This is a genomic window from Halorhodospira sp. 9621, from assembly GCF_022228055.1.
Lineage (GTDB): Bacteria > Pseudomonadota > Gammaproteobacteria > Nitrococcales > Halorhodospiraceae > Halorhodospira > Halorhodospira halophila_A.
Map to the genome: position 1 here is coordinate 245,439 of NZ_JAJNRD010000001.1, position 21,948 is coordinate 267,386.

Annotated in this window: 16 protein-coding genes; 2 read left to right on the forward strand and 14 right to left on the reverse strand. The window is 69.5% G+C overall.

The genetic code is table 11. The features are described 5' to 3' along the window. Window positions 1–133: 133 nt before the first annotated feature. Together LRF89_RS01095 and LRF89_RS01100 are read right to left on the reverse strand one after the other, a co-directional pair. Window positions 134–982 (reverse strand): PHP domain-containing protein, encoded by an 849-nt coding sequence (locus tag LRF89_RS01095; RefSeq protein WP_201167739.1) that lies wholly within the window; start codon window positions 980–982, stop codon window positions 134–136. Continuing rightward, window positions 979–2,799 carry an ABCB family ABC transporter ATP-binding protein/permease gene (locus LRF89_RS01100; protein ID WP_370645259.1) on the reverse strand — a complete coding sequence of 607 codons (1,821 nt, stop codon included), beginning with the start codon at window positions 2,797–2,799 and terminating at the stop codon, window positions 979–981. The genes LRF89_RS01095 and LRF89_RS01100 overlap by 4 nt, the downstream gene beginning before the upstream one ends. Window positions 2,800–2,918: 119 nt before the next feature. On the opposite strand from LRF89_RS01100, the gene LRF89_RS01105 reads away from it, so the two are divergent. Together LRF89_RS01105 and typA are read left to right on the forward strand one after the other, a co-directional pair. After that, window positions 2,919–3,359 carry a VOC family protein gene (locus tag LRF89_RS01105; RefSeq protein ID WP_201167744.1) on the forward strand — a complete coding sequence of 147 codons (441 nt, stop codon included), beginning with the start codon at window positions 2,919–2,921 and terminating at the stop codon, window positions 3,357–3,359. Window positions 3,360–3,364: 5 nt separating this feature from the next. Further along, window positions 3,365–5,182 carry a translational GTPase TypA gene (typA, locus tag LRF89_RS01110; RefSeq protein ID WP_201167746.1) on the forward strand — a complete coding sequence of 606 codons (1,818 nt, stop codon included), beginning with the start codon at window positions 3,365–3,367 and terminating at the stop codon, window positions 5,180–5,182. Here typA and LRF89_RS01115 read toward each other — a convergent pair. The 12 genes from LRF89_RS01115 to tssK are packed head-to-tail and all read right to left on the reverse strand — an operon-like array spanning window position 5,179 to window position 21,947. Next, on the reverse strand, window positions 5,179–7,143 hold the full coding sequence (locus LRF89_RS01115; protein WP_238636452.1) for a contractile injection system protein, VgrG/Pvc8 family: 1,965 nt from the start codon (window positions 7,141–7,143) through the stop codon (window positions 5,179–5,181). The genes typA and LRF89_RS01115 overlap by 4 nt on opposite strands. Next, complete coding sequence (locus LRF89_RS01120) at window positions 7,143–9,206, reverse strand: contractile injection system protein, VgrG/Pvc8 family (RefSeq protein WP_201167763.1); 2,064 nt, start codon at window positions 9,204–9,206, stop codon at window positions 7,143–7,145. The genes LRF89_RS01115 and LRF89_RS01120 overlap by 1 nt, the downstream gene beginning before the upstream one ends. Further along, window positions 9,203–10,165, reverse strand: coding sequence for a type VI secretion system baseplate subunit TssG (locus LRF89_RS01125; protein WP_238635314.1), 963 nt, complete (start codon window positions 10,163–10,165; stop codon window positions 9,203–9,205). Before LRF89_RS01125 ends, LRF89_RS01120 begins: the two co-directional genes overlap by 4 nt. Then, entirely contained in the window at window positions 10,150–11,847 is a 1,698-nt protein-coding gene (locus LRF89_RS01130) for a type VI secretion system baseplate subunit TssF (protein WP_201167769.1), read from the reverse strand. The genes LRF89_RS01125 and LRF89_RS01130 overlap by 16 nt, the downstream gene beginning before the upstream one ends. Then, window positions 11,825–12,259, reverse strand: coding sequence for a type VI secretion system baseplate subunit TssE (gene tssE, locus LRF89_RS01135; RefSeq protein WP_201167772.1), 435 nt, complete (start codon window positions 12,257–12,259; stop codon window positions 11,825–11,827). The genes LRF89_RS01130 and tssE overlap by 23 nt, the downstream gene beginning before the upstream one ends. 56 nt (window positions 12,260–12,315) lie before the next feature. After that, window positions 12,316–12,801, reverse strand: coding sequence for an Hcp family type VI secretion system effector (locus tag LRF89_RS01140; RefSeq protein WP_201167775.1), 486 nt, complete (start codon window positions 12,799–12,801; stop codon window positions 12,316–12,318). Window positions 12,802–12,835: 34 nt separating this feature from the next. Further along, window positions 12,836–14,341: a type VI secretion system contractile sheath large subunit gene (gene tssC / locus LRF89_RS01145; RefSeq protein WP_201167778.1), complete on the reverse strand. Its 1,506-nt coding sequence runs from the start codon at window positions 14,339–14,341 to the stop codon at window positions 12,836–12,838. A gap of 3 nt (window positions 14,342–14,344) precedes the next feature. Continuing rightward, on the reverse strand, window positions 14,345–14,932 hold the full coding sequence (gene tssB / locus LRF89_RS01150; protein ID WP_238636453.1) for a type VI secretion system contractile sheath small subunit: 588 nt from the start codon (window positions 14,930–14,932) through the stop codon (window positions 14,345–14,347). Between the two features lie 19 nt (window positions 14,933–14,951). Beyond that, entirely contained in the window at window positions 14,952–16,448 is a 1,497-nt protein-coding gene (locus LRF89_RS01155) for a type VI secretion system domain-containing protein (protein ID WP_201167784.1), read from the reverse strand. After that, window positions 16,445–19,891 carry a type VI secretion protein IcmF/TssM N-terminal domain-containing protein gene (locus LRF89_RS01160; RefSeq protein WP_238636454.1) on the reverse strand — a complete coding sequence of 1,149 codons (3,447 nt, stop codon included), beginning with the start codon at window positions 19,889–19,891 and terminating at the stop codon, window positions 16,445–16,447. Before LRF89_RS01160 ends, LRF89_RS01155 begins: the two co-directional genes overlap by 4 nt. Continuing rightward, entirely contained in the window at window positions 19,888–20,598 is a 711-nt protein-coding gene (locus LRF89_RS01165; protein WP_238636455.1) for a DotU family type IV/VI secretion system protein, read from the reverse strand. Before LRF89_RS01165 ends, LRF89_RS01160 begins: the two co-directional genes overlap by 4 nt. After that, window positions 20,595–21,947 carry a type VI secretion system baseplate subunit TssK gene (gene tssK / locus LRF89_RS01170; protein ID WP_238636456.1) on the reverse strand — a complete coding sequence of 451 codons (1,353 nt, stop codon included), beginning with the start codon at window positions 21,945–21,947 and terminating at the stop codon, window positions 20,595–20,597. Before tssK ends, LRF89_RS01165 begins: the two co-directional genes overlap by 4 nt. Window position 21,948: the final 1 nt, after the last annotated feature.

Below are 21,948 nucleotides of genomic sequence, written 5' to 3' on the forward strand. Positions count from 1 at the left end.
CCTGCCAGCCAACACCGAGCTATCACTGTGATCACCTATCCTTCCGCTTAAGGATAGACCATACCGCAAGACGAGCCATGGCGCGAGGTGCCCGCCCTGCCACCCTCGGAGCCGACCGGGCCAAGGGTGTCGTTCACCCTCCCCGCTCGGGGAGTGCCTCCAGCACCGAGGGCAAATCGGCCGGCAGGGCCGGCGCACCGCCGATCTCCCGGCTCGGATGACCGGGACCGTGGAAATCCGAGCCGCTGGAGGCCAGTAACGCATACCGCCGACACCATCCGCCGAGCTGCTGCACGTGGCGCGGCTCGGGCGAGGTTCCGCAGGCGACCTCCATCGCTTCGCCCCCCGCCGCGGTAAAAGCATCCAGCGTCCGCCGGATCCACGCCCCCGTCAGATCGTAGCCGAGCGGATGGGCGAGGACCGCGATGCCCCCGGCCCGGCGAATCCACTCGATCCCCTCCTCCATGGCCACCCAATCGCCGTGCACATAGCCCACCCGGCCACGACGCAGGTAGCGCTTGAATGCCTCCTCGTAGCCACGCACATTACCGCTCTCGACCAACCACCGCGCATAGTGCGCCCGGGTGATCTCCGCGGTGCCGGCCGCCTCCCGTGCGCCCTCCCGCGCGCCACTGAGTCCGGCACGTTCCAGGCGCTCGCCGATGGCCTCGCCGCGCTCCTGCCGGGCCCGCTGCATCCGCGCCAGACCATCCTGCAGCCCGGGCTCGCCCGGATCGACCCCGAGGCCCACGACATGGAACGTCCGGCCCTGCCAGAGCACCGACAGCTCCAGCCCGGCGATCAGTCGGATCCCTGCAGTCGAGGCCGCCGCCTGCGCGTCGCCGAGGCCCGCCACCGTGTCATGGTCGGTCAGCGCCAGGGTGGTCACGCCCTGGTCCGCCGCGCGATGGACCACCGCCGCCGGCGTCAGGTGCCCGTCCGAGGCGGTGGAATGGCAGTGCAGATCGTGCGAAGCGCTCATCGAGCCACGCCCTCCTGATAGCGCCACAGACGGGCGTAAGCGCCGTCACGGTCGAGCAGTTCACGGTGGGTCCCCGCCTCGATGATCGTGCCGCCATCGATCAGCAGGATCTGGTCAGCGTCCTGAATGGTGGACAGGCGATGGGCAATTGCCAGCGTGGTGCGCTGCGCGGCCACCTCTTGCAGCGTCGTCAGGATGGCACGCTCCGAGGCGGAATCCAGCGACGAGGTCGCCTCGTCGAGGATCAGCAGTGGCGGGTCCTTGAGCAGCACCCGGGCAATGGCGATGCGCTGCTTCTCGCCACCCGAGACCTTCAGGCCCCGCTCACCGACGAGGGTATCCAGCCCCTCGGGCAACTCGCTGATGAACCCGTCGAGATGCGCCCGGCGCACAGCCTCGTGGATCTCGGCCTCGCTGGCGTCCGGGCGCCCATATGCAATGTTGTAGCGGATGGTGTCATTGAACAACACGGTATCCTGCGGCACCACCCCGATCGCGGCACGCAGGCTGTGCTGGGTCACGTCGCGCAGATCCTGGCCATTGATCGTGATCCGCCCGTCATCGACGTCATAGAAGCGGAACAGCAGCCGGGCGATGGTCGACTTGCCGGCCCCGCTGGGTCCCACCAGGGCCACCTTCTGGCCCGGCTCCACCGTAAAATCGACGCCGCGCAGGATGGGCCGGTCCGGCTGATAGCCGAAACGTACACCTTCGAAGCGGATGCGTCCGCCATCCGGGGCCAGGGGCACTGCATCGCTCCGGTCGGGCACCTGCGGGTGCTGGTCCATGAGGCCGAACATGCGCTCGATATTGATCAACGACTCGCGCATCTCCCGATAGACGAACCCCAGGTTGTTGAGGGGGATGAAGAGCTGCAGCAGGTAGGCGTTGATCATGGTCAGATCGCCCAGGCTCATGCGCCCTTCCAGGACCTGGAGGGTGGCCATCCCCATCATCACCGTGATCGCCGCGGCCACGATGAAGGCCTGACCGGAGTTAAGGGCGGCCAGCGAGAGCCGGTGCTTGATGCGTGCCTGCTCCCAGGCGGCCAGATCGCGATCGTAGCGCTCCGCCTCGTAACGTTCGGCGTTGAAGTACTTGACCGTCTCGTAATTGAGCAGGCTGTCCACGGCCCGGGTGTTCGACTGGTTGTCCATCTCATTGGCCTCGCGCACGAAACGCGTGCGCCACTCGGTCACGGCCAGCGAGAAGGCGATGTAGAGGGCCACGGCCAGCATCACCGTGAGCACGAAGCTCCAGTCGAAGGCGATGGCCAGGATCAGCGCCACCAGCGCTACCTCGAGGAGGGTGGGCCCGATGTTGAACACCAGGGTGCGCAGCAGGAACGACATGCCGCTGGTGCCGCGCTCAATGTCACGGGCCAGGGCACCGGTCCGTCGAGCCAGGTGGAACCCCAGGTCGAGCCGATGCAGGTGCTCGAACACGCGCAGCGCCGCTCTCCGCATGGTCCGCTCGGCCACCCGGGCGAAGACGGCATCCCGTAGCTCCTGAAACAGCGTCGACGCGAAGCGCAGCAGGCCGTATCCGAGCACGAGAGCCAGGGGTACGAACAGCGCCGCCTCGGCGGTGCCCCGAACCTCGTCCAAATGGTCGACGAGGAACTTCAGCGCCACCGGAACCAGCACGTTCGCCACCTTGGCCAGCACCAGCAGGGCGAGGGCGAGCAGCGCCCGGTTCCGGAACTCGTTCAGGTAGGGCAGGACACTGGCGATGATCCGCCAGTTGGGACGTCCTCCGCTGTAGCTGTTGTTCCGAAACTTGCGCAAAAGAGGCCCCGGACGACTTGACGCGCTCATGGTACTGGCTTGGCCGGGCCCGGCGCCAGTCGGCGGCGGCGGTCATATCGGGGGCCCTCGGGAAGCTGTTAGACTGCGCGGTTACCAGTTAGCGGCAAGCGCTTGAGAGGCGCGGTACCATGCAGTACCTGCACACGATGGTCCGGGTTAGCGACCTCGAGGCCTCCCTCGATTTCTACTGCAACAAGCTCGGCCTGATCGAGATCAGCCGCCGCGAGAGCGAGCGCGGCCGCTTCACGCTGGTCTTTCTGGCGGCCCCGGACGACGTCGAGCGCGCCAGGGCCGAGAAGGCCCCCATGCTGGAACTGACCTGGAACTGGGACCCGGAGACCTACACCGGCGGTCGCAACTTCGGGCATCTGGCCTACCGGGTCGAGGACATCTACGCCACCTGCCAGCGTCTACTGGACGCCGGCATCACCATCAACCGCCCGCCCCGGGACGGCCACATGGCCTTCATCCGTTCCCCGGACGGGATCTCCATCGAGCTGCTACAGGCCGGTGACCCCCTGCCCGAGCAGGAACCCTGGGCCTCGATGCAAAACACTGGAACCTGGTAAACCGAATGGTCGAAAACCTCCGCAACATCGCCATCATCGCCCACGTTGACCACGGCAAGACGACCCTGGTCGATCAACTGCTCCAGCAGTCGGGCACCCTCGACGCCCGCGGCGGCGACGCCGAGCGGGTCATGGATAGCGACGACCTCGAGCGCGAGCGGGGCATCACCATCCTGTCCAAGAACACCGCCATCGACTGGCAGGGGTACCGGATCAACATCGTCGACACCCCAGGCCACGCCGACTTCGGCGGCGAGGTCGAGCGCGTGCTCTCCATGGCCGACTCCGTGCTGCTGCTCGTCGACGCCCAGGACGGGCCGATGCCGCAGACGCGCTTCGTTACCGAGAAGGCCTTCGCCCTCGGGCTCCAGCCGATCGTCGTGGTCAACAAGATCGACCGGCCCGGCGCACGACCCAACTGGGTCATCGACCAGACCTTCGACCTGTTCGCGGACCTGGGCGCCACCGAAGAACAGCTGGATTTCCCGGTCATCTACGCCTCGGCTCTGGGCGGATACGCCGGCGAGGAGCCGAGTATCGATAGCGGTGATATGACGCCGTTGTTCCAGACTATTGTCGACCAGGTGCGTCCCCCGCAGGTCGACAGCGACGGCCCCTTCCAGATGCAGATCACGACCCTGGACTACTCCAAGTACTTGGGGCAGATCGGCATCGGTCGGATCAAACGGGGCCACGTCACACCGGGTACTACGGTCACCGTGGTCGACCGCGAGGGGAACCAGCGCAGCGGACGGATCCAGACCCTGCTCGGCTTCCTCGGCCTGGAGCGGGTGGAGATCGAATCCGCCGACGCGGGCAACCTGGTGGCGATCACCGGCATCGACCCGCTGGACATCTCCGACACGCTCTGCGACCCGCAGCAGGTGGAGGCGCTGCCGGCGCTTACCGTGGATGAACCGACGGTGAGCATGGGCTTCGAGGTCAACAAATCGCCGTTCGCCGGCCGCGAGGGACGATATGTGACCAGCCGCCAGATCCGCGAGCGCCTCGACCGTGAGCTCAAGTCCAACGTCGCCCTGCGCGTCGAGGCCACCGACGACCCGGACCGCTTCCACGTCTCCGGCCGCGGGCTCCTCCACCTGTCGGTGGTCCTCGAGAACATGCGCCGCGAGGGCTATGAGATCGCCGTCTCCCGTCCAGCGGTCATCACCCGCACCGGCGAGGACGGCCGCACCGAAGAGCCCTACGAGCACCTGGTCGCCGACATCGAAAGCGACCACCAGGGCGCGGTCATCGATGCCCTCAACGAGCGCGGCGGCCGCCTGCAGGATATGCAGGTCGACAGCAACGGACGCGTCCGCCTCGAGTACACCATCCCGGCGCGGGGCCTGATCGGTTTCCAGACGGACTTCATGAGCCTGACCTCCGGGACCGGCATCCTCACCCACGTCTTCGATCACTACGGTCCCCGGAGCGACAAGGAAGTCGGCCAACGCCGCGAGGGGGCGATGATCTCCGGCAACGACGGCAAGGCGGTCGCCTACGCGCTGTTCAACCTGCAGGAGCGCGGACGCCTGATGGTCTCGCCCAACGACCCGGTCTACGAGGGGATGCTCATCGGCCTGAACAGTCGCGATGCCGACATGACGGTCAACCCGCTCAAAGCCAAGGAGCTGACCAACGTCCGGGCAGCCGGCAGCGACGAGAACGTCATCCTCACTCCGCCCATGCAGCTGACCCTGGAGTACGCGCTGGAGCTGATCAACGACGACGAACTCGTCGAGATCACCCCGGAATCCATCCGTATGCGCAAGCGCCTGCTCACCGAGAGCGAGCGCAAGCGTCACAAGCGGGCCAGCTAACTGCTGCCGCCCCGGTAGTGGACCTCGGCGTCGAGGCGCAGCGCGTCCTCGGCGTCGAGCACCACCCGCCACCCCCAGATCCGGATCACGCCATCTGCATCCACGGCGATGCCTGCCGACCCGGATGCGTTACGCAGGGTCACCGTCCCGTTCCGACTTCGCAGGGACACGTCCCCGCCCGCCACCAGGCGTAGATCGCCACGCTCCACCTGCCAGTCGCCATCGCCGCGCCGGGTCCGCAGCCGGGTTCCGTCGCCGGCCAGAACCCGAAGCGTGTCGCCAGCCCGCAGGTGCAAATCCCGACCGGAGCGGGCCGCCACCCCGCCGGCACCGCCAAGGCGTACCGGCCCGGTGGCCTGCACGGCGGTTGCCCGTTCGCTCCGACCGGCGACCCCGGACTTCGCCGAAACCCGCCGACTCCCACCAACCCGTTCACGGCGCCGGGCACCGGCACGCTCGCGGAGGCCTCCTGGACCGGCAAGGAGCTCGAGCGGCCCCGCCCCGGCATCCAGCGCCACACGGTGCCCGTGGTCCGCACCACCCCTGACCGCAAGCGCCCTCGCCCCGCCATCCCCGGCATCGAGCACCGCACCGGCGGAGTGCCTGTCCCCACGGTCTCCGGCCCCGGGGAAGAACACCCCGCGGCCGGCGCGCGTAGCGTAGGCCGCCACACGGCCACCGCTTTCGATGGCGGGATGCCGCTGACCGGAGACCGGCAGGCTGCCGAGGATCACCGGCGCGTCCGGATCGCCATCCAGGCAGGTCACCAGCACCCGCTCCCCGTCGACCAGCGGTGCGTGCCAACCACTGCGGCCCCCGCCGCGCGGCAAAGGCAGCAGGCGCACCACGGACTCGGGCAGATCCAACCCGCTGCGCCGCTCATCCCCGGCCACCAACCGACCACCATCGGTGCAAATCCGTGCCGGTACCGGCTGACGCAGGGGGAACTGGGCCGGCTCCGGCGGTCTGTACGGCAGCGCCGTGGCACCGACAACCTCCGGCACCGCCTCAAGCTCGGCCCGGTACCCGAAGAGCGCTGCATCCGCAACCGTATCGTCCTCGCACCAGAGGCTGTGACGGACCCGGGTAATCAGGTACCAGCGACCCCAGTCCGCGATTTCGCGGTCGCCACCCTCCCCGACCACCAGCACTGGCGTCCGCAACCCGGCACGCGGCCCGACCTGCCGAGTCGCTAGCGCCAGCCACCGTCGCCGGGCTGCCTGCGCCTGGCGCCGCATACGGGCCAGATGCACCGCCACCGCATCGTCGAGCCCGGGCGGCACCGGCCGCGGCGAGCCGGTCTCCTGCAACCGCACACACCAACCCGGCTCCGTCAGGCCCGGGCCGGCCCCGCCCCCTGGCAAGCGCAGCGCCCCATCCGCCTGCGGAAACCCTGCGGCCGTGTCGGTCAACAGCGGGCGCTCATGGACCCCGTCCTGCCAAGCCAAGGTCACGCCGGCCTGTGCCCAGAGTCGCTGCAACAGGAGCAGGTCGCTTGCCCCGGCCTGCAGCACCTGCCGTCGCCACGCCGGCGCCTCACTCACCCGCCAGACTGGATCGGCCCACGCATAGCCGACGCCCGCGAGCCAGCAACGGGTCAGCTCCTCCAGGTTGATCCGGGGAAAGAACCGGTGGGCCCCACCAAGGCCCAACCGCGCCAGGCGCGGCTCAATGACGGCTTCGAAGCGATCGCGCTCCCCTCCGGCGCCGGACCCACGCCGCCAAGCCGTCAGCTGCCCGGCCAGGCAGCGCCAACCACCGAGACCATCCCCCCAACGCAGCCGAACCGTGCACCCCGGGGCCCCAGCGCCCCCTCCCCGATCCCCCGCTGCCGTGTACCCCGCGACCCGGAAACGAAAGGGCTGCGAGAGCATCTCCTCACCCCACAGCTCCCGCAGCGGGTGGCATTTCCCTTCCAGCTCCAGCTCGGCCCACGGACGAGGCTGCGGCACGGCCCCCATCAGCGCCCCTCCTCGATGCAGGCGGCGGCGATCACCACCTCGTCGGCGCTGAGCTCAATCCGCTGCCCTTCCAGGCGGACCTCACCGCTGTCCTCGACGCGCAAACCGAACCCGTCGCCGACCTGCAGACGCCCGCCGCCGGTGCTCACCAGGGTGACATCGCCGGCCGCCTCCAGGTGCAGGGCTCCCCCTTCACAGCGCCAGTCGCCGTCTCCCTGCCGGGTGACCAGCCGCAACCCCGAGCCGGCATCCAGCGATACCGCCTGCGCCGCTTCCAGGCCCACCTCCCCTTCCGCGGCCTCCTGGAGCAGATCCCCCTGGCCAGTCTCCAGGCGCAGGGTCTCCCCGGCGAACCAGCGCAATGTCCCGTTCTCCGTCTCGAGGTGACAACTCTCCTCGACCTTCACCTGATAGGTCCCGGCCACATCGAGCCGCTGATCGCCGCCGCTGCGCAGACGCTGCTCGCCACCACTTGCAAACTCCAGGCAACCGTCGGGGGCTTCGAGCGCGGCGCCCGGCGCATCCTCGCGCCCCTGCAGGGTCAACCGGGCCGCCTCGCCCACCGCCAGTTCCGCGCGCTCGGCCCCGGGCCGGTCATCAAGAAGCAATCGCTGCCCGGCCGGGGTCTCGATTAGGTGCTGGTGGGAGTTGTCGCTGCTCACTGGGCCCGGCTGGTCCTGACCGCTGAGGGCCCCCAGGATGACCGGCTGCTCAAGATCGCCATGCAACCCCGCGACCGCCACGCGGGTACCGGGTAGCAGCGGCAGGTGGAGGCCATGGTCGGCACCGGCGCTCGGCTGAACCGCCCAGACCGGCGGTCCGGGCGGGGCGGCCTGCGGGGTACCGTCTGACTCGGGCTCATCGGCCAGGCGAATCCGGTACGCCCCGGCCTCGTCGAGTTCCGCGCGCCCCGGGTCACCGCCAGCCACGCGTGCCACGGTTACGCCGGGGACGGCGGGCGGGGAGACCGGCGCTGGTCGATAGCCCGCATCGAGGGGCAGGAGCTCCACCCGCCCGCGGTAATCCACCCGGTCCACGCCGCCCCCACCGTGGATGGCGGCACTCTGATCGCCCTCGTGCTCGACGTTGTACACCCAGTAAACGCCGTCCAGGGCGGCTTCCGGGTGCCCGCGAATCACCACCCGCATCCCGGGCAGCACCGGGGTCCCCACACCCGCCACGACCCGGTGCCGCCGCACCTCCGCCGCCTGGCGCACCCCTTCTGCCCACTCCGCATGGGCCGCCTCGCCGCCAGCGGTAACTCCGTAGAGCCCAAGCAGCGGATCGGCCGCCCGATGCCGTTCGCCGCCCGCCGTGGCATCACGGCTGCCATCGGGCAACGCCGGATCGAAACCGCCCACCCGCACCTGCCCTGGCTGCAGGCTGCAACAATGAGCAACATCCCAGATGACCGCCCGCGTGGGCGGCGTCGGTCCGCCGCTGGCACACCACGCCAACCCCACATCCTCCAGACCGGCCCGCGCCAGGTGGTCGACGAGGCGCACCTCAGCCCGTCCTCCGGCATCCCGGACCACCGCGAAACAGCCATCCCGGGCCAGCACCCGGCCGAGGAAAGCCAGGTCATCCGCAGCGCCCTGAACCACCAGAGGCCGTTGCGGCAGCGAGCGCTCCACGCCCACCGCGACGGACACGCCACCGGGCAGGGCACCGTCCAGGAGATCGCGGGCGATCTCCACCCCCGAGCAATTCCGATAGACCGCACGACGGAACGAGCCGGTCAGCGGATAAAGCGGCGAGCGCACGGTCAGATTGGCCACCCTCGGTCCTGGGCCATCACCGGTCAGGACCACCTCGCTGACAAACCCATGTACGGTTTGCGCGGTATCCCCTTGCCCCAGGGTGACCGCCACGAGTTGCCCGGGCCACCCGTGGGCCTCATCCCCGATCGGACCGCGCACCCGTACCTCGAGGCGATCAAGGCCCTCCAGGGCCTGTTGGCCGACAACCCGTTCGACCTGCAGCGCTGCCGGGTCCACTCCGGGGAGTCGGATCCCGAACAGGGCGTGTCCAGCGCCTTTGCCTTCCATGGTATGACTGATCATCTCCGCTCTCCTCTCGCTCTCGCCTCGGGAGCCGCCGACACCGATACCGGGAACGGCAAGGACGTCTCCCGAGCCGCCCACTCGCCGACCCACGTGGCCGCGCCGAGGGGCGCGGACGCGCCGAGGTACCACGCAGGCAACCGGCCCGGGGCGGCGATGATGCGCGCGCGGACCTGCGCCACCGGCCCGAGGTAGCGGCGCAACCACGCCCCGAGATGCCTGGCGCGGGCCTGTTCAACCCGCGCCGACGCAGTGGCCGGGGGCACCGGCCCCACCCGCACACCCACGAGCCCGCCGGCGACCATCGCAACGCCGCCCAGCCCCCAACCATCGCCCAGCCGCGGCGCCTGTCCGCCGCCCAGCGGCCGCTCGTCAAGCCGCTGCGCGACCGGCTGCCGGTCCGCCACTGCCACTCGCTGCTCCCCAATCACCCGCTGCAACAGGCAACGCAGGCCGGCACGGCTCGGACGTCGGGCCAGGTGCAGATCGAGGCCGCCCAGCCCCCGCTCCGGCACGGTTCCGAGAGCCGCCAGGGATTGTGCCCAAGGAGCGGACGACGCTGGCCCGTCCAGCGCCCGCCACCCCGCCAGCAACCCCGCATAGACCGAGGCATTCAGCGTGCGCAGCAGGGAACGGATCCGCTCACCGACGGGATCCTCGCGCGCCGCCAACTCCAGCCAGTAGCCAGGTAGCGGCGCTTCCGCCCCGAGCAGGGCCAGCACGTTGGCCTCGATCACGACCCGCCGGTCACCGACCCGCCGACAGCGCCGGATCTCAGCTGCCGGGAAGGTCCATTCGGCCGCCGGCTCGATGCGATACCCCGGACCGGACTCGCCAGCACCCAGCGCCGACAGGCCGGCCTGCTCGAGCTGCCAGACTGCCTCCCGCAGCCCCAGCCTCGCGCCCCGGGTCACGACCCGCGCCACGGCGGACTCCGCCGGTTTCAGCTCCGTGGCCACTGCGCGACCTCATCGCCGGTCTCCAGGCGCAACCCCAAGACCACGAACCGATCCAGAGGCGCCCAGGCGGCCAGCACCCGATAAACCCCCTCCGCGAAGAGATACGCCTCACCCGGGTCCCGCCACGGTCGCGGGTCGAGCTCCAGGACCACATGCAGCCCCGTCTCTACCACGCCCTGCCGAACCCGAACCGTCGGGCGGCAGGTCACATCGCGCAACGCGGCCCGACAGGCCTCGGCCGCCGCGCTGTTCGGCGCATCCGCCAGAGCAGCGACCAGTTCCAAAATGCCCTCCCGGGTCGCCCATCGTTCCGCATCGCCCCGAATCAGACGGGACAACGCCTGGAACCGGCCGACCTCCAGAGCGGCCCACTGGAAACGACTCGGCCGCCGCAGGTTGGTCACCGCCACCCCGTCAGGCACCCCCGTCCCCGGCTGCTTGACGTCGCCCCGGCCGAGGCAGCGCCGCGGCAGATCGCCGTGCGAATACCGCACCCGGGCCCCGAGCGTACCCGGACCCGCCGGGGCGTCCAGGCGCACGGCCACATCCTCGCCGCCCCCCTGCTGGCGACGCTGGACCCGGAACATCCCAGTCGGCTCCGGGTCCAGCCCGGATTGCCAGGGCGGTTGATACACATGAACTCGTCCACTGCTCGCCTCCCGCAAACGCAAGTCGAGCACCTGGTGGACGATGCGGCAGCCAGGGCCATCGGCGTCACTGCACACGCTATAAGGCCCCGGGCCACCCTCGATCCACTGCGCTTCGGCTTCGGCGGACCCACTGTTGACGGCCGGCAGGCAATTGGCACGCAGCAGCTGCTGCACCCCCGCCGCGGCAGCCGGCGCAGGCCAGTTCATTTCGCAACGCACCTCCAGGCGCTGACTCCCTGCCGGCAGTTCCACCCCGTCCAACCCCCTCAGTTGGATGAAAGCGAGCAGCGGCCGGGCCAGAAAGAAACACCGAAAGTGGTCCAGAGCGGCGACGATCGGCTCGCCCGCCCCCGCCTGGACACCCGCCACCGGCCACGGGGTCAGCAGTTCTCCACCGCCGATGATCCGCCCCGGCTCCCCGTCACCACGGCTAATCCGCACCCGGCGGGTGCCGTGCAGCAGGGCCGCACGCAGGCGCTCCCAGAGACCCGCCTCGGCGTCGATGAACAGAGGCAGGTTCGCCGGCGGCTCGGGCGCTCCAGCGTCGGCTTTCGAGAATCGAAGCACCAAGCGCACCTCGCTGCCGCCCTCGTCACCCGGCAACCACTCGGCGCGCTCGACCTCGATGGGTTCGACGGTTCCGGCCGCAAGCGTCACGAAGGGAATCGCCACCCCTTCGGCACACTCGGTGGCCGACCAAACCTCAGTGTTTCTCGGCAACGCTACGGGCTCGACCACCGCATCATCCGCCGAGAACGCCAGCACCGTGGCGCTGGGCCAGGGCTCGGCCAGTTCCGGGGCAGCCAGGTGCAGCAGCTGCTGATGGAGATCCTCGACCCCGGCGGCGAGCTCGGCGTGGACACCGGCCGTCAGAAAGGCGACTCCCTCGAGGAGTCGCTCCACATACGGATCACGATCGTTGGGATCTTCCAAACCGAGCATGCGCGCCTCCGTCGGGAAGGCCCGGGCGAAGGCCGCGCCGGCCTCACTCAGCCGGCGCATCTCCTGCTCAAACGCACGCCTCAGATCCATCTTCATCTCCGTTCAGCAGATGCACGGCGGCGTTCCCGTCCACCGCCAACTCCAGCGTCACCCCATCCCCGCAGTGAAGCTGCGCATACAACCGCAACCCCAGCACGTAGCCCGCATCCACCGGTGCAGGCCACGCCCGGACCGCCACCCTCGCCACACGCGGCTCATAGCGTGGAACCAGCTCGCGGGCAGCCTCGGCCAGGCACGCAGCGGCACCGTCCAGATCGTGGTAATGCGACGACAGATCCGGCAGACCGTATCCGGCCAGGTGCGCCGGGCGACCGCGGCGCGCCCCAAGCAGCCGGAGTATGTGCCGGGCAACACTCGAGCGGCGGTTGTGCCGGCCCGCCCGGGCAGGGCGGGCTGTGCGCCCGCCGACACCCTCAAGCACATCGAGCAACCCTTCGGTCACGTTCTACCTCCCGAGCCGGGCCGGGGCCAGCGGCCCCGGCGTGCGCTCCCGACCCTTCAGCGGGCCTCCGTCCAGGAGTCCGAGAACTCGATGTTTCCGTCCACGTAGGCCCAGGTAATGCGGCCGTAGCGGATCGCCACCTGCTCCATGTGCGGGAAGCGCTCCTTGTCGGCCTCCTTGACGTTATGCATCACCGGGCGGACCGAGGTGATCTTCACGTCGTTCAGGGTGTGCCGGAAGTATTCCTGTTCGTTGCCCGATTCATCGATCTGGTACCAGCTCAGCACCAACTCCTCGAGCGTCTGCCCCTTGCTGCACGCCTTGTACAGGTACGGCGAAGCGGCATCGAAGGCCTTGGTGAAGACGAAGGGCTCGTGCTTGCGCGTGCCGGTCAGGGCCCCCGTGTCGCTGTCCGTGGGGATGCGCAGTTCGTGCTCGAAACCGAGTACCTCGATGCTGCCCTCGCGGTCGGTGACGGTGACCGAACCCTCGATCTCGTTGCCCTGATCGTCCTTGAGCCACATGTAAGCGGGAATCGCCATGGTTTCGCCTCCTCTTCCTTGAGCCTTGGCGGTTTTAGGTCGGCAGCTGCGACACCAGCGAGAGCTTCAGGTCGATACCCTCGATCTGGAAGTGCGGCATGACCGACATGTTGACCCGGTAGAAACCGGGGTTCTCGGGGACCTCCTCGACCTCGACAGCCCCCTCGCGCAGCGGACGGGTGGCCACCAGATCGGGGTCGGGATTCTGCATCTTGGTCACCAGCCCCTGCAGCCAGTCGTTGAGTTCGTTCTCCAGATCCTGCCGACTCTTGGCCGAACCGATGTTCTCCCGCTGGAGGACCTTCAGGTAGTGGGCCAGGCGGGAGACCAGGAAGATATACGGAAGCCGGGCATTGATCCGGGCGTTCGCCGTGGCCGCCGGACTGCTATAACGGGCCGGGCGCTGCGCCGAGTTGGCCGAGAAGAAGCAGGCGTAGTCGCTGTTCTTGTAGAAGCTCAACGGTATGAAGCCGGCCTCGGCCAGCTCGAGCTCGCGGTTCTCGGAGATCAGCACCTCAGTGGGGGTCTTGGTCTGTGCTCCGCGCCCGAGATCGAAGACGTGAATCGGCAGCTGCTCCAGCTTGCCACCCGACTCCGGTCCGCGGATGTTGACCGTCCAGCCGTGGGCCTTGAATGAACGCGCCATGTTGGCGGCGAAGGCGAAAGCGGCATTGCCCCAGAGGTAGCGGTCGTGGTCCGGCCCGGTGACGTTTTCCCGATAGCCGAAGGCGCGAGTGGGGTTGTCTGGCCCATAGGGCAGGCGCAGCAGGAACCGGGGCAAGGTTAGACCGACGTAACGGGCATCTTCGGTGTCCCGGAAGCCTCGCCAGCGAGCGTATTCGGCCTTGTCCAGGTAGCTGGCGATGTCCGGAATTCGCACCACCTCGTCGAGGGAGGCCTTGCCGAAAAAGTCCCGGCCAACGGCTCCCAGGAAGGGGCAATGGGCCGCTGCCGCGATCCGCGACACCTCCGTGAGCAGATTGATATCCGCCGCTGAGCAGTCGAACTCGTAATTGGAGACCATGGCGGCCAGCGGTTCACCACCCGGGGTGTCGTACTCCTGAACATAGACGTGCTGATACAGGCCCGACTGGGTGATGTCCGTAACATCCTCGAGCTCCCCGGCCAGCTCCTCCTTGGAGACGTCGAGCAGTTCCAGCTTGATGTTCGCCCTCGGGTCACTGCGCTCGACCAGGAAGCGCAGGCTGCGCCAGGCCGCTTCGACGCGCTGGAATTCCGGGTGGTGAAGGACGGCGTCGAGCTGCTCGCTCACCGCGGCATCGATGCGGGCGATATATTCGTCGAGCAGTGCCTTGTCGATACGCTCGACCAGCTCGGCATCCTGACTGGCCAAATCGAGAAAGACCTGCAACGCCGCGGTCAAACGGCTTTCCGAGGGGATGTCGGCCATGACCGCGGAGTCCTGAAAGGTCGCGATCTCAAGGGCCCCGGAGACCGGCTCGACCTCGGCAAGCTGGCACAGGCGGGCGTAGCTCGCCTCGGGGGCGGCTTCGGCGCTGTTCTCGGTCTGCTCCGTCATGGCTCACTCCTGCCCTTCCCCATCGGTGTCCGTCGCCGCCCCCGATGGGCCATGATCGCCGCCCTCGCCGGTCTGTAGGGGAGCAATCTGCTGGAGCTCGCCCATCACCCCCTCGAGCTCCTGCTGGTTCTGCACGATACGCTCGAGTTCACGGCGAAAACGGGCGTTGTCAAGGACGTTGGACTTGAGATCCTTGAGCAGGTTGCGCATCGCCAGCAGGTTGTTCACCTGGGGGATCTGGCGCGCCACGGCCTCGGGCGTGAAGGCATCAAAACCGTCGAAGCTCAGCGACACCCGGATCTGCGAGCCATCCGCACGGAAGGTGTTGGGCACGGTCACCTGCAGCGACGGATGGAGATCACCGAGTACGGCGTCAAGATTGCCCCGGTCGATGGGGACCCGCTCACGCTCAGCCAGCCGGCCACTGGCCTGACCGTTGCTGAAGTCGCCCAGGACCAGCATCTTCAGGGGTAGCTCCAGCGTCTTGCGGGCATCCCCGGTCTCCACATCGAGGGTGATGTTCACCCGCGACTTCGGCACTTCCTGTTGAAAGCTCTCCATGGCCTGCTCCTTGGCATCGATGGACTCCACCGGAGCTGTCACGCTCCGGTCAGGGGAAGGCGATCGCCGCCTCCAGGTCGATACGCGCCACTCGCTGGCGCAGGTCGAGCAGACGTCGCCGCGCCTGCTCGGACTCCAGTTGACCGTCGCGCTCACTCGCCCGCAGGACCAGCGCCAGCACCCGCCAAACGGCCAGCGCCGAATCCGGATCCCACTCCTCCAGCCCGCGGTGTTCGATTTCGGCCTCCAGCGCTTCGAGCCGTGCTCGGGCCAGGCCGGGGTAACCGGCATCTAGGCAGAGACGGGCCCGGATCACCTCCCGCGCACAACGTTCACGTCCGGTGCGAGACGGGCTGGCGTCGATCCGGCGCAGCCCCGCCGTGAGCCCTTCACGGCGCGTCAGCGCGAGCACTTCCTCGAGCTCCACGGGCGCGTAATCGGCCTCGCGGCGACCCGGCCCCTCCGCCGGCTCAAGGCGCTCATTAACCCAGGCGATCTGCTCAGGAGGCACCAGCGGGCTATCATCGCTGAAGCGCATTTCGGGCAGATCCGGCTGGCGCCGGAGCAACTCCGCGGCGGCCGCCCGGATATACCCGGCGATGTCGTCACGCCCGAGCGCCGTTGCCGAGCGCTCGGCGACGGCCTGAATCTCCATTTGCAGGTGTCCGCCCGGCTCCAGGAAGACTGATTCGGCAGCCAGGAACGCCGCTTCCCAGGATCCCTCGGCGAAGTGGGTGCGCATCGCCGTCAGCGCCGGCTGGCGGGGCGGTTCGATACGTAGACGCCCCTCGGCGGCCCCCAGCGGCGCAAGCCGCCCCCAACGCCAGGCCCGAGCCAGGGCGGCCATCGCCAACCACTCGCCCTCGCCGCGCAAGTACTCCACGGCCTCCCGCAACTGCCTGGCCAGCTCCTGTCCACTACTTGGACCGCGCACCACACGGTCATCACCTGCTTGCTCCCGTGCCTCCGGCGCAGCCCGCTCGGCGGACACCGCGACGACGTTTTTTTGCGCCTCCACCCAGTCGCGCAGCGGCCGCAAGGCCGGCGGATCGGCCCACCATCGCTCGAGTTCAGCCCCAAGCCGCGCGAGCTCGACCTCCAACCCCCGGAGCTGATCCGTATCCTCGCGCCCGTCAGCCCGGTCAAGCAGCGCCAGCATGCGTCCCCCGCAGAGCCACTCGATCGCCGCCCGCCGGCCACTGTCCCGCTGCGGGTGGAGCCGCTCACCAAATGCGACCAGGCAACCGTGGAGTGCCGCCAGCGCGGCGCGGAACCCTGGAACCCCGCGCGCCTGGAGCTCAGCCAGACACAGATAACCGAGCACGCGCAGATCCTTAGCCTCGTGCTCGAGCAGAGCCACGGCTTCCTCGGCTACCGCGGAGAACTCCACCCCGCCCGGGCGCTCAACCGCCTCGCGCAGACGCCCGAACCGCTCACCGTGGCGGGGATCCTGTCCGCACGCCTCCGCCCCGGGCAAAGCCGCGAGGACGCGCCCCGGCAGTCCCAGTGCATGTTCGGGCGCTTCGGTCTGCCACTCGTCGCTCACGCCCCCTCCCTCTCGATCAACCGGGCAGGCAGCCGAAAGCGGGTCAGATCACCCCAATGGAGCAACGGCGTGCTGCGCTCGGTCCGCAGCACGAACTCCACCGCCTGATGCGAAACCTCCCGTCCGTCGTGCAGGGCCCAGCGCGCCCGAACGGCATTGGAGCGGAGCCGCTCGCGCTCATCGGCGCGGCTCAGCAAGCGGAACAGGGCCCAGGGGCCGTCAGCCTCAACATCGCGCATCGCACCATCGTGTGCCGAGACAGCGGCAATACGCCCGGGCTCTGGCGAGGACGGCGACCAACTCAGGTCCACCGAAACCGGGGGGCCGTTGCGATAGCGCAGCGTCTCGCCTTCCGACTCCCAGCGCATGTCGGTCAGGTCAGCGTTGGCAACCGGCGACACGCGATAGCGCAGCTGCGCCTGACCGGATTCATCAAAGAGCCCGTCCCGGATCCGGGCGGCAGCGTCGAGGGCCTTCGTCACCTCGGCCGCGATGCCCAGCCCGGCACCCCGCCAACGCCGCTCACCGCCCTGACCATCGGCACCGCGCAGGAACGGCGCCATTTCCTCAGTTTTGAATACCCAGAGGGTGCCCCGCTCCGGCGCGAAGAAGGCCTCGAAGTCGCCCGGGGCTGCATCGGCGCCGTCGGCCTCCAGCGGGAACCGGCCGGCAAGGCGGTCGCGGTAGACGTCGAGCACCTCGACCTGCCAACGCTCCTCAAGCTCCGCGGCGGCCTCCGCCCGCACCTGCAACCAAGCGGCGTCGATACCTCCAAGCAGCAGCGGCTCCAGCGCTCGCTGCACGGGCCCCGAAGCGGCCTGTACGGCCTGGCGGAAGGCGCCCTCCGCGGCACGCAGCGAACAGCGCTCCTCGTCCCCTCTCAGGGCCAGGGCGGCCCGCTTCAGCGCCTCCTCCCCGGGATCCGCCGCGGAGGCCAGTGCCTCGAGCTGATCGGCCGCTGCGCCGAGCGCCACCCCGACCTCGGCCAGCGGCGGAACCTCTCCGTCGTCGTCGGGTGCCACCAGCGTCAGCAGTTCCCGGCCCCTCGGATCGTGTCGATAGCGGCCGAGCGAACGCCCCAATTGTTGACCCAGCGTCGCCACCGGATCCGCGTCCGCGTGCGCAGTCAACTGGCCATGAACACCCTCGAGCAGAGCCGCCAGCGCCCCGCCCTCGACCGCCTTCTCCAGCTGCACGACCTGCTCCCGCACGCCCTCCGCCGAGCGCCACTCCAACGCCTCGAACCATTCCAGCCAGTAATCCACGAAGGCGCGCAGGTAGCGGGCCTCGACGGCCTTTGCCAGGGCACGCGCCTGTGCCGGTCGGAGCGCCTCCGCCTCACCGCGGGCCAGAACGGGATCCGGCCGCCGCAGCGCATCCAGATGCTCTTCCAGCGCCGGTTGCAGCCGGTTTCCCCATGCCTCGCCCCGGAAGACGCCTGCAACCGGCCGTTGAGCCACCCAGACAGCCGAGGCACCTCCGGGGGCCATCGCCTCCAGGGTCAGAGGCGGCAGATCAATGGCCGCCTCTGCAAGCAGGCGCCTTTTGATCGCCTCCGGCCGCGGCGGGGTACGCAGCTGCTCCCGCGCCTGTTCCACCAGGCGGCGCTCCGCCGCTGTATCGACGCGGCCACGGGCAGCGACCCGCTGCGACCGATCGGCCAGCGCCCGTTTGAGTCCCCGAGCCAGCGGTCCGTCCACCCCTGGCGTCGCGAGCCCCTGCTCAGCGGCGACCAGGCGCGCCAGGAGCCAGGCAGCCCGGTCGTCCCCGATGGGCACCTGCTCGCCGGATAGCCGTAGCCAGACCGCCAGCGCCTCGCGATACGCATCACGGCGCGCCGCACGCTCCGACGGTTCCAGGGCCGGCCACTCGTCGACGAAGCCCTCGAGTTCCAGCTGTAGTACCTGCAAGGCCTCCGGCAGCAGCTTCTCTCCCGCCACATCGATCAGCAGCGTCTGCAAGCGCGCCTGCAATTCGGCGATGCTGCTGCGACCGGGATCCAGCGCCAGGACCACCTCGCGCTCCGCCCCGGACTCCCCCCGGATTTTGTCCTCAAGCGCCTGAAGCCGGTTGACCGCCTCCAATGCCGCACCAGGGTGTCGGTCTCCGGCCGCCATCGCCTCGGCCACGGCAGCCGCGCCCTCCGCGACCGCGGCACTCTGGGCGAGACGGTCGTGATACCGCTCAGCGGTGCCGTAGGCCAACAGCGCAACGCCCCCGAGAACACAGGTAAACAGCGCCGCCTGCACAAGACGTCTGCGAAATCGTCGCGAAGGTGTCGGGCGCAGCCGCTTCGCCAGCGGCACGACGCCCTCGGTGAATAGCCCCGGGGACAAGCTCGGCTGCCCGGGCGCGTTGCCGGTGAGATACACCGCCTCCACAGCGGGCGGGCGACGGTAAGGGTCACGGCGCTGCAGCAGGCGCAGGAGATCGGCCAGCGGTCCGGTGATTGCGCGCATTTCGGCGGCGAAAGCGAACACCCCGGTCGCATCCCGCTCCCCGGCGGAGGTGGCCATCACCGCCCGACGGGCCTCCTCGGCCTGAGCCTGCAACCGCTCCGCCGCCCGACCCGGGTCGCTCTCGGCGTCCGCCGCTGCAACCCCCCAGGGCCCGGACCACGCCCCGCCCCCGGCAGCTGTCAAAAAGGCCTCGTAGCCGGAGAGGCGATCCAGCCCGGTCACGATCAGGAGCACCGGTGGCCGGACCCCCAGACGGAGCTCGAGTTCGGCGAGGCGCTCTCGAAGCACCCGGGCACGGCGCCTCAGGCCCGATGCATCCAGGGCACTCAACTCGTCGGCGGAGAGCGTGACCAGCACCCCGTCCACCGGGCGACGCCGCCGAGCGCGGCGCAGCAGGCGCAGGAGATCGTGCCAGCCTGTCTGCTCGGGCGGCTCCGTCGTGTAGCGCCCGGCCGTATCGAGAAAGAGCGCGCAATCCGTGAGCCACCAGTCCCAGCACCCGGTCCCTCCCTCGCCACGGGCGCACAGCCATTCATCGTCGTCGTAGGGAAAATGCAGGCCGCTGCTGCGGATCAGAGTGCTCTTTCCCGATTCGCCGGCTCCCATGAGCAGGTACCAGGGAACGCGATACCGACCGGCGGTCCCCAAGAACACTGTTCCGGTCGGACGGTCAAGCAGGCTCAGGGGCCGGTCCATCGCCGCAGCCAAAGCCAGGGCTTCGTCTCCCGGCACCTGTCGTTCCCGCTTCCGGCCGCGAACAAGCACCACCGCCCCGAGCAGGGCGCCGACCAGCCCGAGCAACGCCAGCACACCCGCCAATCGCAGCGTCACGCCTTCAACGCCGACCCGCGGCAGGCCGAACCAGACGGCCCCCGCAGCGAGCAGCACCGCCACCGAAGCCCACCACACCAGCGGCCGGCGTAGGAGGGGCGACAGCCTCCGCGCCCCGCTGGCAGCCCCATCCACCGTCACCGGCTCACTCATGGTGCAGCCTCCGGAACGACTTCGCGGGCGGCCTCGATCTCCTCCATGGCGGTACCGACGGCCCGCTCGATCTGCATCCCGGCGTGGAGGTAAGCCAGCAGTAGTAGAGCCAGAGCGGCCACTACCGACCAGAACCAGCCTACGCGGTGCCCCTCTCCATCCGGATCAGGTGGCACAGGGGAGCGGAGAGCCCCAGCAGCTCGGCCTTCACCCAGCCACTCCCCCAGGCGCCGTCGATATTCGTCAAGCAGCGCCTGCTCCTCGAGCGCATGCACACCCTGGAAACCAAGCCACAAGCAGGCCAGGTAGAGTTCGAGCACCGCATCCGGTGGCGCCTGCTCCCGCGGCCCCTGCAGCCGCTCGAAGAACTGGGTGCCCGCGGAACGCTCGCCGAGGCGCTCGGCTTGCAACGGCTGCGCCAGCCAGGCCGCCCGTTCCGGGTGCGCCGAGGCGATCACCGCCTCGTCGACAAATGCTGTAACCGCCAGTTCAGCATCCGCCAGGGCGGCCCCGCCCAGCCCATCGGCCTGGCCCCGCTCACGCAGGCGCCGAAGTGTCTGGCGGGCCCGCTCGCGCAGCATCCCTGCGTCGCCGGCCACTCCGCCCCACCCCTGGCGCAGAGCCACCGCCTCGAGCAGCAGCGGTTCGGCGATATTGACCAGCGGCGACGGATCCCCCCGGCGCGCTTCTTCGGGTGCGGCGCTCATGGGGAGACCTCCTCGCACAGGGCCACCATCTCCAGCTGCAGATCGGCAAGCTCCGACGGCCGATAGACGGCCAGCGTCTGCTCGCGCCGGACCTGATCCCAATGGTCGCCGGCCGGCTCCAGACGGAAGTACTCGTAACCGCTCTTGACCGGCAGCTGCCCGGGCGGCCTGGGGCAATGACTCAGGCGGACTCCCGCCGCCCCGGCGGCCACCAGGCGCTCGAGTGCCTCCCGTGTCCCGATGCGAAGATCCGCCGGGAGCCGTTCGATCCAGCCGGCATCGGGCGCGGCATCCCGACGCGCAGCGAGAAAGAACGTCCACCCCTCGGCCAGGGGATCCTCACCCCCTTCGGCAACCAGCACGGCCTCGGACTCGCGCACCAGACGAATCCCCCGAGTCTGACGGGGCATGGCCTGATCCAGCAGGTGCCCAAGCGCCGATTCCAGTTCGGCAAAAACCGCCTCCGGGCGCTGGTGATCGTAGACCGGTACCATCTCCGCGGGCGACGCAGCTTCGACCAGCGCGCAGAGCGCGGCGATGAGACGCGCCAGGGTGTCGTAGAGCTGCCAGGGGTGGCTGCCGGGATTGGCCCGGAGCGAGCGCAGGGCGCCGGCGGCCGGCTCAAGGCTCTGACGCAGCAGCAGTCGCGCCACCTCTCCCGGCTCGAACGCACCGACACGGCCGGCCGCCCCCTGCTCCTCACGCAGGCGGGCACAGCGATTCTCCACCCGGGCCGTCACGCGGCCGAGCAGCGCCTGCCAACCGTCTGCAGCGTCCAGCCGGCACGCCACCGGCAGGAAGTCCGGGTCGAGCCGGAAGCCGGCGGACTCACCCGGGACCACCCGCGCCACCGCCACTCCCACCCGGGCGCCGGAAGGCGGCTGCACGCCCAGCGCCAACTCCGGCGAAGCCAGCATGACCTCCCGTTCACGCTGCTCGTCATGGTGATCGACAAGCTCCGCAAAGCGGGGGCGCCAAGCGGCGCCGCCGCCGGTTTCCCGGTAACCGGGCAGATCACGGACACGATCATTCCGCGGCAAGGTCAGATAGATGACGCCTCCCTGCGCCGGCAACCCGCCGAGATCCAGCTCAAGGGGATCAGCGTGGCCGTGGGCGACCAACCGCCCGTCGGGCAGCAGGGCCTGGCACGCCTGGAGCCGGAAGACCCCCTGTTCCAGGGGCCCGCCTTCAATCGCGAGGCTGAGCAACCCGAAGGCGTGGGGGGTAGCGACACTCAGCCGGAATGCCTGGGCCGCTTCGAGATAGCGGTCCCAGCACTGAAAGTGCTGCTGCCCCAGCAACACGCCCTCGGCCCAAACCGGCCTTTGCAGCAGTGCCGTGGTGTCCATC